A 13,621-nucleotide genomic window follows, 5' to 3' on the forward strand; every position below is an offset into this window, starting at 1 on the left:
CCAAGCAACTTATATAGATACCTAGAAAGCACAGTATTAAAGCTGTGCTTTTTTGTTTCACATAAATTTACGTTATTTTAATAATAAAGCACTTACAACGTTGTCACTCAGCGCATTTTTTTGCCATTATAGGCCGTGATTTAATTACGAAGGAACATCTCGGTGTATTTAAGCTATTTTGGCCTGAACGAAAAACCATTTTCGATTTCGCCCAACCCTCATTACTTATTTTTAAGTGAACGACATAAAGAAGCCTTAGCACACCTTACCTATGGATTAGGTGAAGACGGTGGTTTTGTATTATTAACGGGCGAAGTTGGCACCGGTAAAACTACAATTACCCGCAGTATGTTAGAGCAGCTTCCTGAAAACACGCAAGTAGCGATGATCCACAACCCTGCGCTTTCAGAGCTGGAGTTATTAGCCAGTATTTGTGATGAGCTCAATATTAGTTACGATGTTAATAATGCAACACTTAAAAGTCTTACCGATATTATAAAAAAGCATTTAGAGACTAATAATAAATCGGGTGGGCACACTATACTTATTATTGACGAAGCACAGTTACTTGCCCCTAATGTGCTTGAGCAATTACGTTTGCTGACAAATATAGAAACAGATCATAAAAAATTATTACAAATAGTATTAGTTGGGCAACCTGAGCTACAAGATCTTTTGAAGCGCAACGAATTAAGGCAACTTGCCCAGAGGATAACGGCTCGTTACCATTTATTACCCCTTACGCAAGGCCAAACAGTTGCTTACATAAAGCATCGATTGCATATTGCCGGATGTAACAAAGGAATCTTTTCGATGGATGCCATGCAAGCGGTCCATCAATTAACAGGCGGTGTGCCTCGGTTAATGAACTTAGTCTGTGAGCGTGCCTTAGTTGGGACTTTTGCAAAGCAGCAGTCGATAGTTGATAGCGATACAATAAAAAAATCAGCACATGAGTCACTCCCCATGGATTTTGTAGCGTCAGTTAATGAGGTGAAAAAAGCATCTTCATTTTTATTGTATAGCTTTGTTTTCGCTACTTTATTTGCCGTAGGTATTGGGCTTTCATTTATTTTATAGTTAGGTAAGTTATGTCTTATTTATTAGATGCGCTAAAGCAATCTCAGCAATCAGATATGAGCGCTGAACAGTACGATTTGCAATCAGAGCAGTTAAAACAACAGCAAGCACTCGAGCGTTATAGGCGGTTAGCATTTGTGTTTGGTGCAAGCTTAGCAGCTTTTATTATTGTAGCTGCTGGTTTTACTACAGGTAAGTGGTTTCAAAGTACGAGCTTATTAAAAGCATCGAAACCCGTTCCACTTAATATTGCTGAAAACAAAAAATCGGTATCTGAAGAAAAAGATAATCTAGTAACTGATAAAGTTGAAAAGCAAAAAATAGCTAAATTAGAGCAAGCGAAAGTAGATTCAATAAATACGGCTACGATTGAAGGACAACTTGTGCATGTGCAAACCCCCAATGGTGTACAGCAAATGTTGTTAACCCCAAATGGTCAGTATATTCCTATGCCGACGGGTCAGATCACGAACGCAGCAGGTTATAATCAGCAAAGTATGCAACAAATAATGCCTGTTCAAAATTATAATCAGCCAGCGTTTAACCAACAAAGTAATTACAACCCAAATAATGCACAAAACACTGCGGTATTTGGGCAAAATCAAAATACCGCATCGGCTCATCTTGATATGAGTAAATATAAAGTATTGGGTAAGCCAATTAATGGCAGCACCCAATCTCAACAGACCAGCGACCCTGAGCTTGATGCCGTGCCTACAACTCTTAAAAATGCATTTGCGCAAGCTATACAAGATGTCGAAAAAAACCAAGAGTATGAAGTTACTCAAGCATCTAAAACGTCATCTCGTGTTGAGCCTGTTGAATTGTTACCTGATGGTTTACAAACAGTGCTGCCTAGTATCAAGTACCAAGCGCATATTTATTCATCAACCGCTGATAAGCGCTGGATTAAGTTAAATGGTCGAGAGTTACATGAAGGGGAGAGCATTGGAGCTCTAACTGTAAGAGAGATTACACCAGAACAAAGCGTATTAGATTTTGATGGTTATGAGTTTAGTCTAAAAGCATTACAAGATTGGCCACAGTAACGTTTCTTAGTTATGTACGAGAGCTCAATATAATTATGAGCTCTCGAATTCTTAGGGCAATATTGAGTTTTTATAAAACTTATCTAAATCAATATTATATTCTTTAGGGTTGACTGCGGATTCAAGTGTATCTTGCGTTTTTTTACTAGATAAATCGAGATCCTGAACCTCTGTGTAGTGGCTGTGTTTTGCATTATAAAAGGTTTTAACTACAGGCTTTAATGGTTTTGTGGGGTTACTTTGTATAACCAAACCAACTTTTTGGCTCGATAGCCTGACTAAAGTGCCAACAGGGTGAATACCAATGCATTGAATAAATTTAGTTAATAGTTCACCGTCAAAGCTATCAGGGCATCCGTCTTTTAATATTTTAAATGCTTTGATTGGCTCCATGCCTGCTTTGTAAACGCGCTCTGCTGTAAGTGCATCGTAAACATCTACAATAGAAGCCATTCGGACGTACTGGCTTATTTCATCGCCTTTTTTAGCAAATGGATAGCCATTGCCATCTAACCTTTCATGATGCATACCAGCTATATCAACAGCAAAACCCGTTAAACCGGCCTCTTCTAAAATCTCCTTACTAAAAAGAGAGTGTTTTTTCATTATTTCAAATTCAGCTTCGGTTAAACGACCTGGTTTATTAAGTACTTCATCTGGGATTTTTATTTTACCAATGTCATGTAAAAGAGCCCCAGTGGTTAATTGCTCAATAATGTTTTTTTCAATACCTAGATGTTTTGCAAAAATACTCATTAAAATCGAAACATTAATAGAGTGCTCAAGTAAGTAAGCATCTTTTTGACGCATTTGTGTTAAGCACGCTAAAGCGTCTTGGTTTCTGAAAACTGAATCCATGAATCCACTAGCAAGCTCTTTGAAAGGAGTAATGTCTATATTTCGACCCGCTTCAATATCTTTAAATGCTTTTAGTTGTAGTGTTTTTGCTTCGTTGTAGATTTTTTTTGCTTTGTTTATTTCATGGTCGAAATTATGTGTTCTTTGCCAAGGATCGTATTTTTTTATTGCAGGGGTAGTGTTGTTCGATTCATTTACAGGGATTGATTCGACAATAGTTTTATCTGGATCTATTTCAACTTCTAAAACGCCTGCTTTTTCTAGCTTATTAATACTAGCTTGAGTTTTAACCCAACCTTGATTTTTGACCTTAATGCAACCGGTTTGCTTCGTAACACTTTGTACAAACATACCTGGCAGTAGCTTCGAAACGGGAATAGTTTTCAATTTTTCGACTTCTGTTGCTAATATCCCTTTAAATTAACAAATATATTCACTTTTATCTAATAAAAAAGGCACTTTTTTAGTGCCTTTTGTTAAAATGTAGCTAAATAGTATTAATGTGATCACTCATCGTCTTCAACAAGCGTCATTAACGAGGTATTACCGCCTGATGCTGTTGTATCAATGCTAATTGTCTTTTCAGTAATCAAGCGCTTAATTAATGTATCGTAATACTCAGAACTGATTACCGGCAAAATAGCGCCTTTACGTTGTGCAAGTTGTTGGCTGAAGTAGCCTAAACGAGACGAGCGAGCAGCAACTACGGCACCTGCTAAATGAGGATGCGCCAAAATAGCTTGTAACTGGTTAGGTTTAGCTACTTGGAATACACCTTCAGCAACACCTGTAGAGATAAACTTATCTTTAAAGGCAACCGCTTCATCATAAAACAGCTCAGACGCTACAGTAATTACTGTATTACCGGCTGCAATAGCTGTAATTATTGAAAGAGCCCAAAAGTTAAATGAAGTACTCTTATCGGCGTAGCATACTACACAACCACGTGCTTCTAGGTGAAGGGTATTTGATTCACCTGTTGGCCCCGGAAGGGTAGTAAATTTACGCATGTGCTTTTCAAGGCGGTTAAGCTGTGCACGGGCTTCTGATAGAGTTAATGCTAAATCATCAGCTAAATCATCAATAATTTCTACTGTTGCAACTTTAGCTAGCAACTGACGTACAGCCGAAACCCTGTCATTTAATGGTGTTGCACGCCAAATTTTTTCATCGCGCATTGAATTAGCCATTAGCTTTTTAACTTGCTCATTTGCACCACTGTAATGGTGTAAATCAAGCTCGTCTGGCGTCAGGTTAGTCATTTGTACGTTATCTGGCGATGCTTTTTCTTTTACTAAACGTTGAAGGTAGTTAGGGCCACCTGCTTTAGGGCCTGTACCTGATAAACCACGGCCACCGAATGGTTGTACACCAACAATAGCGCCAATCATGTTACGGTTTACGTACACATTACCTGCGCGTGACATTTTAGCTAGGTACTCACAGCGTTCTTCAATACGTGAATGTACACCCATTGTTAAGCCGTAACCTGTGTTATTTATTTGGTCAATTACGTTATCAATATCGTTTGATTTAAAACGAACAATATGAACACATGGGCCAAATACTTCACGTTTAAGTACTGATAAATCTTCAATCTCGTATAAGCGAGGGGCAAAGAAGTAAGCACCATTTTTCGTGTTATCCGGGATTTTACACTCATAGTGAAGTATAGAATTACCTTTTAAGTACTCAACGTGGTCGTTTAAGTTTTTAAGCGCTTTTTCGTCAATTACTGGGCCAACATCAGTTGAAAGTAATGAAGGATCGCCAATGTGTAGCTCAGCTAATGCGCCTTTAAGCATTTCAATGATGCCATCAGCTACGTCATCTTGAATAAACAGCACACGAAGAGCAGAACAACGTTGTCCAGCACTTTGGAAACCCGAACTAATTACATCATCAACAACTTGCTCTGGGAGGGCTGTTGAGTCAACAATCATACAGTTTTGGCCGCCTGTTTCTGCAATTAACGGTACTTGAATATCGTTACGTGCAGCAAGTGTTTGAGAAATAAGTGTGCCTGTTTCTGTAGAGCCGGTAAACATAACAGCCTGAATACGCTCATCAGGAACAATTGTTTTACCCACTTCTGAACCACGTGCGATAACAGGCTGTACAACATGCTCAGGCAAGCCAACAGATAACATTAGCTCTATAGCGCGAAGCGCAATTAAGCTTGTTTGCTCAGCTGGTTTTGCAATGACAGTGTTACCAGTAACAATCGCAGCAGCAACTTGACCTAGGAATATCGCAAGTGGGAAGTTCCATGGGCTGATACATAAAATAACGCCACGGGCTTCAAAACGCTCATCTTGAGAAAGTTCTTCAGCGCGGGCTGCGTAGTAACGACAAAAATCAACGGCTTCACGTACTTCATCAATACCGTCTTGCGCAATTTTACCCGCTTCTTTAATACAAATAGCCACTAGCTCATCGTGGTGACGTTCTAAAATATCAGCAACGCGACGTAATAAATTAGCACGCTCTTTTACTGATGTTTGCGACCATGACTCAAATGCAGCTTCTGCATTTGCCAGTATACCTTTCATTTCATCGCCAGACTGTAACTTAACGTGGCCAATGATTTCTTGATGATTTGCAGGGTTTTTAACTGCAAGTGAGCCTTCAGGTACTTGGCTTTGCTCAATTAGATGTTCATTGAACCAGCTTTCAAGGTTTTCTTTGAATGGAGTAATAACGTTTATATCCGTTAAATCCATACCTTTAGAGTTAGCACGCTCTTCGCCGTATAAGTCAATTGGCATTTTAATTTGCGTATTGTACTTATTTCGTAGGCCTTGTAGCGTCTCAACAGGGTCAGGTAATAAAGATTCAACCGGTTTAGTTGTGTCTACTATCGCATTCACAAATGACGAGTTAGCGCCATTTTCTAATAAACGACGAACAAGATACGCAAGTAAGTCTTCGTGCTGACCTACGGGGGCATATACGCGACACTGAATTTTTTCTTCATTTACGATTTGGTCAAATAGAGATTCACCCATACCGTGCAGGCGCTGAAATTCAAAGCCTGTGTTATCGCCTTTAGCTACTTCTAAAATAGTCGCTGCGGTGTAAGCATTGTGAGTAGCAAATTGCGGGTATAATACATCGCGTGCTTCAAGCATTCTAATCGCACACGCTTTGTAAGAGACATCGGTTGTTGCTTTACGCGTAAATACTGGGTAGTGGTCCAGACCATCTTGTTGAGTGGTTTTGATTTCTGTATCCCAATAAGCGCCCTTTACTAAGCGAACCATCATCTTACGCCCTACACGGGTAGCAAGCTCGGTAACCCACTCAATGACGAAAATAGCACGCTTTTGATAAGCTTGAACCGCTAGGCCAAAACCTTGCCAGTTACCTAATTCTTCATCGCTAAATACGGCTTCAATAACATCTAAAGAAATATCTAAACGGTCTGCTTCCTCAGCATCTACCGTAAAACCGATATCGTACTGTTTAGCTGCCAGCGCAAGTTCTTTAAGTTTAGGTACAATTTCTGCCATTACGCGTTCTTTATGAGTGAACTCATAACGAGGATGAATAGCAGATAGTTTAACTGAAATGCCTGGACTTTTTATGGGACCACGGCCATTTGCTGCTTTACCAATAGAATGTATGGCGTTCATGTAGCTGTCGAAGTAACGCTTGGCATCTTTCATGGTGCGCGCGCCTTCCCCTAGCATATCGTAAGAATATACATAGCCTTTTTGCTCTGTCTCGGCAGCACGTTCAATGGCTTCGTCAATGGTACGGCCCATTACGAATTGCTTACCCATAATTTTCATAGCAAAGTTTACAGATTTACGAATAACAGGCTCGCCTAAGCGACCAATGGTCTTTTTAAGCATGCCAAACTGTTGTTCTTTTGTTTTGTCTGTGTAGTTAACCATTTTACCGGTAACTAATAATCCCCAAGAAGATGCGTTTACAAATAATGAATCGCTGCTTCCTAAGTGAGAGCTCCAATCGCCTTTAGCTAGCTTGTCGCGAATAAGCACATCTTGAGTTGCTTTATCTGGTACGCGAAGCAATGCTTCGGCCAAACACATTAGTACAACGCCTTCTTCACTTGAAAGTGAAAATTCGTTTAAAAGTGCATCAACACCGCTTTGACCATCTTGGTCTTTACGTATGTTTAAAACAATCTGACGGGCCCTTTCCCACGCACGGCTTCGTGCTTTTACGCCAACCTCAGCAAGCGGTAAAATATGATCAATAACCGCATTTTCATCGATGCGGTAAAAGTCACGGATTCTTTGTCTAATAGGACAAGTCGTTGTTAAATCGCCGTTGAATAACATAAGCAACCCTCAGGAGTGTTAAGATTTAAAGTAAAGTTAATTACCAATAAATTACCAGTGATATTGTGAGTGCATTCTAAATAAAATTCAGCAGAATATGCTGGTTAAATTTCACGATTTACGATAATTTACAGGGTATAAATTTAACTTATCCGCATAAAATTCTGTTATGAGCATTCCAAATAGATTACGCATGCTTGATCGTATCGATTTAGCAATATTAGACGTTCTCCAAAAGAACGGCAGAATTTCTAATGTTAACCTTGCAAAACAGGTTAATTTAAGTGCCAGCCCATGCCTTGATCGTGTAAAGCGTCTAGAGCAAGAAGGCTATATTGAAGGCTACTACGCCAAGCTTAGCGAAGCGAAGCTTAATCAGAGCTTAGTAGCGCATGTTCAAGTATCACTTGTTGCTTCAAATACTCCTGTATTTAAAGTATTCAGAGAACATATATTAAAGATAGAGCAAGTCGTCGAGTGTGACATGGTTGCAGGGGGCTATGATTATTTATTAAAAATTCGCGTTTCTAATATGGAAGAATATAGACAAGTTCTTGGCGACTTAGTAGATATTCCCGGGGTGGGCACTCATCATACTTATATGGTGATCGAAAAGATTAAAAAGGACGAAGGGTTACTGATTGATATTTGATCACCAATTGATGCAAGACTCAGTGATAGATGATTTTAATCTTGCATCAATTAATTTTAGTTACGCCCAGCCCTCGTAACGTTTACGTCGAGAAAGAACAATAGTTAAAATAATACCTAAAAATAAACCTAAAAATGCTATGGCACCGCCGTATGTAAGCAATTGCCTTTTCTCCTCAGAACTAGTTGCCTCTTTTTTCGCTCGCTCTTGTGTTAACGTTTCTTTTAACTTAGTAATTTGCTCTGATAGTTGCTTGTTTTGGTTTGTTAGTATCTGATTTTGCTCTTGTAGCTGCGGTAATTCTATTTGTGCTTGACGAAGCTTTTCTTGGATACTACTTATTTCGCTACTAAGTTCATTATATTGTTGATGCAGGCCTGGCGTTTCAGTAACAAACTTAGTTTCTATCCAACCTTCACGGCCCTTATCATCTTTAACTTTAACAAATCCGTTTTCTTCAGCAGATAATATAGTTAACTTTGCTCCCGCATTTACAGAGCCTAGTAATCGATGGCTTTTACTTGCACCTGAGCGCATAAATGTATACAAATCATCGATAATATAAGCAGTTTTAGCATCAGTTGAATTTGTTTGAGCTTCTTGTGCATAACTCATAAATGTTGTGGCCGTTAAAAGTAGCCCTAATAAACAATGTTTTAGCATTTATCTACCTTGTTGATATAACTTTGTCCGTTATGAACGTAATTTTGTTTCACATAAGTACTTAGATAGTATGGATTAAGTAGCCTAATAGCAAGGCTGATATTGTAACTGTAGGGTATATGAAAAGGGAAATAAGATTAAAAAATTTGCATTGTGAAGTCGCTTTGTTTATTTTGAGCACTTATTTATTTTAAAGGTAATCCGCAGACCGAATGGATACTGAGATAGAACTGAAATTTTTGGTATCAGATGTCGTAATTCCACTGATCCCCTCGTTAATTACTCAATTTGCAAAAACGGTTAAAAATAAACCGTCACGTAGTTTACAAAATGCATACTACGATACACCTAATCGTGAACTTCGGGCGCTTGATATTGGCTTTAGAACTCGTTGTTCTGACAGTCAATGTGAGCAAACGATAAAGCTTGCCGGTGAAGTTGTTGGTGGCTTGCACCAACGTCCTGAGTACAATTTACCGATTGAATCAAACCGCCCGAATTTAATGGCGTTTAATGAAGGTATTTGGCCTCATGGCATGCAAGTAAATGCAATTTCCAAACATTTATATCCAATATTTAGCACTAACTTTATTCGTCGAACCTGGCTAATAGAAACAGAAAGTGGTGCTAAAATTGAGGTTGTACTTGATAAAGGCGAGATCGCTGCAGCTGGAAAAACTGAGGTTATTAGTGAGCTTGAAATTGAATTGGTAGAAGGTAGCCGTTATGAACTGTTTGCCCTAGCCGATAAACTTGTTAGCCAAAATTGCATTCGTCTAGGTTTGTATTCAAAAGCAGCACGAGGTTATCGTCTTGCCGATGAAAACCCTTTGAAGCCAAGTAAGTCGATTGGTTTTGTAAAATTACCAAGCTCTGCCAGCCAAGAACATGCTTTAATTGAGGCGATGAACTTTGGAATTCGTTTTGTACAAAAACATGAGCAGTGCTACTTTGATAAACCAAGCTTAAAAACGCTCAAACGGGTTACCGATGGTGTCAGCTTGATTCGCCATACATTTTGGTTATATAACGATATAGTGTCTAAAGAAAGTACTGAACACCTTCGCACTGAGCTTAAATGGTTGTTAAGTGAATTGGCGTGGGTGGAAAATGCGATCCAACTGAAAACGTATACATCAAAACGTCACGCATTTTATAAAAAAATAAATTCCGCACCAGCTCTTACACAGGTTATTGGTGACTTAAAAGAGTTACAGCCAAGTATAGACGACATAAATACATTGTTTCATAGCGCTCGTTATAACCGTTTATTACTTTCGCTAACGACATGGTTAATAGATAAGCAATGGCGTAAATATTGGGGGCAAATTGAGCTGCAAGCAGCGCAACAAAGTGTCTCGTCAATTGCTAGTAGGCTTTTCAATAAAGATTGGAAGAACCTCCATGAGCTGTTACCTAAAGAAAAAAAGCTTGATGTAACAGCATATTTAAATTTGCGTACGCAGCTTGAAAATAGCTTATTAAGTGGTAGTTGTTTAGGCTCTTTATTTGATAAAGAGGAGCGCTTAGAGTTTCGATTGCCGTGGCTGGATATTTTTCATGGTATATATGAATTAAGTACTCTGGAGTATCTTAAACAATTATGTGCTGGGCAAGAAGATGAGCAACTTGCGAAAATTCAATCCTGGCTTGAACAAAAATCTCAATATTTAGTAAGTGCTATGGAGCAAAGCCGTTTAGCTTCATTTGATATTGAACCTTATTGGCAATAATGAGTATGCACTTTTGTAAAACTAATAATATACAAAGGTGCTTTTTCTATATTTTTTTAGTACGAGTGTTCAATAAATATAGTATTTATAAAAAGCGAAAATGGGGTAATGCTTTTTTATCCTACATAGAAATATACTTATTAACTTAAAGCACGGATGGAGCAGTTTAAGGGCTATATAGCCCCTAAACAACGCAAATGTCATTGATTACTCTGCTAAGCACTTATTCTAGCTTAACTAAACACCACGGTTTTATTACCATTAATAAATAGCTTATGCTCTGAGGCCAGTTGTAGGGCCTTGCTAAATACGGTTTTTTCTACGTCTTTACCCATTTTAGCCATCATTTCGGCGGTATTTGCATGCGTTACGTTGGTTACGTCCTGCAAAATAATTGGGCCTTCATCTAGCTCGTTGTTTACAAAGTGAGCTGTAGCACCAATGATTTTTACGCCGCGATCAAATGCTTGATGATAAGGCTTTGCGCCAATAAAGGCAGGCAAAAATGAATGATGAATATTGATGATTTTATTTTCAAAACGGCCAACAAACTCAGGACTTAAAATACGCATGTATTTAGCTAAGCCAATAATATCTGGGTTGTAGGAGGCAATAACATCACCTACTTGTTTATCGTGCTCTGCGCGAGTTAAGCCTACATGCGATACAACATGAAAAGGTACATCAAAACCTTTTGCTAAGGGCTCTAAATCAGGGTAGTTAGCTATTACAGCTAATACTTCAATATTTAATGCTTGCTCAAATTGCTTAAGCAACACAGTGCCTAAACAGTGCGCCTCTTTAGTGGCGAGTAAAACTACTTTTGTTTTAGCGCCATTATGTAAAGTAAGCTGAGCGCCTTTTGGTAATAGTGCTTCTAACTTATCTAAAAAGTCGCTTTGAGGTTCACCAGTTAGTTCTGTGCGCATAAAAAAGCGTTTTGCATCTTTATCTACAAATTCGTTATTACGTGTAATGTTTAAATTGTGTTCATGACACAGGCCTGTAATTTTGGCTATTAAGCCTACATCATCGGCACATTGGGTGGTTAGTATGTAACTCATTTTCCTCATTCTACCCTGTGGTTAATACGTTATTATTTGGGTTTTAGCGTATAAAGCAAGGGCTTTGTGCACTAATACAGTATTAATCATGTTGTTGAGTATAAAAGAGGTAATAAAGTTAATTGAGGCATAAAAAAATGCCACCTTATTTACAAGGTGGCATTATTTGTAACGTTTACTTAGGCTTTAGGTTCGCCAGATAAATTTTCTTCTTGTCTGAGGTAACCCGCAGCTTCCTCGTCATCTTTCGTGATAGCTTGCTGAGTAGGCATCGCACGGGTTTGTTGGTTTAGCTGATGTATTTGCGACGCGTTACCTAAATCGCGTTCACTCGTAATTGAAGCAATAGATTCGCGGTCTTTCAAAAACGCAATTACGTCATTTTTAATAGCCTGTAATTGGCCTTCGTCTTTATGCATTTCCATAATATGGCGAGGGTGCTCTAGGTTTTTCATACCTGTTGCTGCAAACGTTGTAGAAATAACACGAGATACAATAATCCAAGGCGTTATACTACTGCGCACTAATGTGTTTTCAGAGCGAGTACTGTCATGAATACCTGTACCCGTTGAAATTTTCGATTCAGTAAAAGTACCTTCACATTTAAAGTACACAAGTAATGACTCAAATTGCATTTCGGCAAAAAACAGGTGTGCATTATTAATAAGTAACTGAGCAAAAGCTTTTATAAGTATACCTATTAGTAAAAAGTGAAAACTTGTCATAAGTAGTTCACTAAATTGAATAATGTGCTGATTATCAAATGCTTGCTCAATAGTATTTATGTTTGCGGCATCAACATAGTGGTAAATACTAATAAGCGAGTAGGCAAAAAGTACAGTGAATGTGAGTGCTACTATATAAAGTAAATTACCGCTTAATAAAGCAAGCAAACGGGCAAGTGAGAAGTTTTTACCTAAATCCATAGGATGTAATTTAGGTTGAATCTCTTGGATCATTTCACCTTTAAAGCCGCCTTTACCTTCTATTTGCTCTTGTAGTTTAGGATCTAATTCGCGGTAAACTCTATTTGGAACCTCTTTATAGCGGCGATTAGCCATTACTAGGTTATCAAGGTTTATAAATATTTCATCTGGATGAACAGACTCTTGCCAATTCTCACGAAGTTCTGATACTTCAGCTGTAGGCGTTACCGAATTTAAACGTGCTTTTATCATTACAAAAACAAGTGCACAGCTAAGAGTAGCCAATACAATAATAGCCACTAAATATAAGCCTGCATGTAAGCTAGGTAATTGTTCTAACCAGCTATCAATTTGCGATTTACTTATATGCTGCTCTTGCATTAACCACGACATAGAAAGGCCAATAACAACAGGTAAAATAAACGACAAAGAAATAATCTTAGCAAGTGCGCCAGTACCTAAAGCTTCGATATTTTTTTCTGCATTACGCGAAATAGGTTTGCCTGAAGAGCGCCAAGAAAAAAGCACATAAAACATCAATATGGCACTGTATACAGGAAAAGCTAATTCACCGGCTTCACCAGTAAAACCAGATAGAGACACAAATGCCACAAGTGCATAAGCGACAAGGGCAACTAGTGTGCTGACCCATGAGCCAAATAAGCGCTGAGCAATGTTACGAATAGGATAAGGTAAAAATAAAAGCTTAGGGATTAGGCTGTGTAACAAGCGAGATAAAAAGCCGTTGGGTTCTTTAAATGTACTGTTTTTACGACCAACTAGCATTTCTTCAAGAGATTGAGCTGAATAGGCTACCTCTTTTTTCTCTTCTTGTGCAGTTGAGCTTTCTGATTTACTGAAATTATAAGCTAACGACGTTGGGTGGTTTCTGCCTACAAAATACTTGAGGGTAGCGTAAATCCCCGATGATAAAGAGCGTATGCCCATTGCTAAAATAAGCATGCCAAATATCATTAAAATCCAACCAGCAGTTGCATCTTCTTTTACCGAGCCTGCGGCGATCACCAGTAAACTCAAACCAACGACAGTTTCTACAAGCCCTCTTAATGCTGTAACTTTTCCTTCTAATTTAAAGGGGTTTTTTAGTCCAAGATCAATCGATCCATAATCAAAAGCCATTGAATGCTCCTTTTTAACAGCACACCCAGTTAAGGGGGGTATAAGCGTTATTAAACTAACGAATATAATATGTATTTTTCTGGTTTTTTGATTATATATCAATAATATTGTTCAGTTTAAGGTTATTTTAAAATGGTACATTTTAT

General features: G+C 38.4%; 9 protein-coding genes. 4 read left to right on the plus strand and 5 right to left on the minus strand.

From position 1 onward, the window contains the following. Positions 1–162: 162 nt before the first annotated feature. Positions 163–1,080, plus strand: coding sequence for an ExeA family protein (locus tag V6260_RS08090; protein WP_341593591.1), 918 nt, complete (start codon positions 163–165; stop codon positions 1,078–1,080). An 11-nt stretch (positions 1,081–1,091) separates the two neighbouring features. Continuing rightward, positions 1,092–2,129, plus strand: a complete 1,038-nt coding sequence (locus tag V6260_RS08095) for a general secretion pathway protein GspB (RefSeq protein ID WP_341593592.1) — start codon at positions 1,092–1,094, stop codon at positions 2,127–2,129. A 51-nt stretch (positions 2,130–2,180) separates the two neighbouring features. Here V6260_RS08095 and V6260_RS08100 read toward each other — a convergent pair whose 3' ends face one another. After that, positions 2,181–3,374, minus strand: coding sequence for an HD-GYP domain-containing protein (locus V6260_RS08100; RefSeq protein WP_341593593.1), 1,194 nt, complete (start codon positions 3,372–3,374; stop codon positions 2,181–2,183). Between the two features lie 119 nt (positions 3,375–3,493). Next, entirely contained in the window at positions 3,494–7,297 is a 3,804-nt protein-coding gene (gene putA / locus V6260_RS08105; protein ID WP_341593594.1) for a bifunctional proline dehydrogenase/L-glutamate gamma-semialdehyde dehydrogenase PutA, read from the minus strand. Positions 7,298–7,466: 169 nt separating this feature from the next. Between putA and V6260_RS08110 the strand changes: the two genes are divergently transcribed. After that, entirely contained in the window at positions 7,467–7,949 is a 483-nt protein-coding gene (locus V6260_RS08110; RefSeq protein WP_341593595.1) for a winged helix-turn-helix transcriptional regulator, read from the plus strand. Between the two features lie 60 nt (positions 7,950–8,009). Here V6260_RS08110 and V6260_RS08115 read toward each other — a convergent pair whose 3' ends face one another. Next, positions 8,010–8,612 carry a TIGR04211 family SH3 domain-containing protein gene (locus V6260_RS08115; protein ID WP_341593596.1) on the minus strand — a complete coding sequence of 201 codons (603 nt, stop codon included), beginning with the start codon at positions 8,610–8,612 and terminating at the stop codon, positions 8,010–8,012. A 212-nt stretch (positions 8,613–8,824) separates the two neighbouring features. On the opposite strand from V6260_RS08115, the gene V6260_RS08120 reads away from it, so the two are divergent. Next, positions 8,825–10,345 (plus strand): CYTH domain-containing protein, encoded by a 1,521-nt coding sequence (locus tag V6260_RS08120; RefSeq protein WP_341593597.1) that lies wholly within the window; start codon positions 8,825–8,827, stop codon positions 10,343–10,345. A 233-nt stretch (positions 10,346–10,578) separates the two neighbouring features. Here the strand turns inward: V6260_RS08120 and purU are convergent, their stop codons facing one another. Both purU and V6260_RS08130 read right to left on the minus strand, forming a co-directional pair. Continuing rightward, a complete protein-coding gene (purU, locus tag V6260_RS08125; protein WP_341593598.1) occupies positions 10,579–11,409 on the minus strand; it encodes a formyltetrahydrofolate deformylase in 831 nt (276 codons plus the stop codon). Positions 11,410–11,588: 179 nt separating this feature from the next. Beyond that, the gene (locus V6260_RS08130; protein WP_341593599.1) at positions 11,589–13,475 is read right to left on the minus strand and encodes a hypothetical protein; all 1,887 of its coding nucleotides are present in this window, start codon (positions 13,473–13,475) and stop codon (positions 11,589–11,591) included. Positions 13,476–13,621 lie beyond the last annotated feature (146 nt).

Origin of the sequence: Pseudoalteromonas aliena, assembly GCF_038155085.1 — a bacterium.
GTDB lineage: Bacteria > Pseudomonadota > Gammaproteobacteria > Enterobacterales > Alteromonadaceae > Pseudoalteromonas > Pseudoalteromonas aliena_A.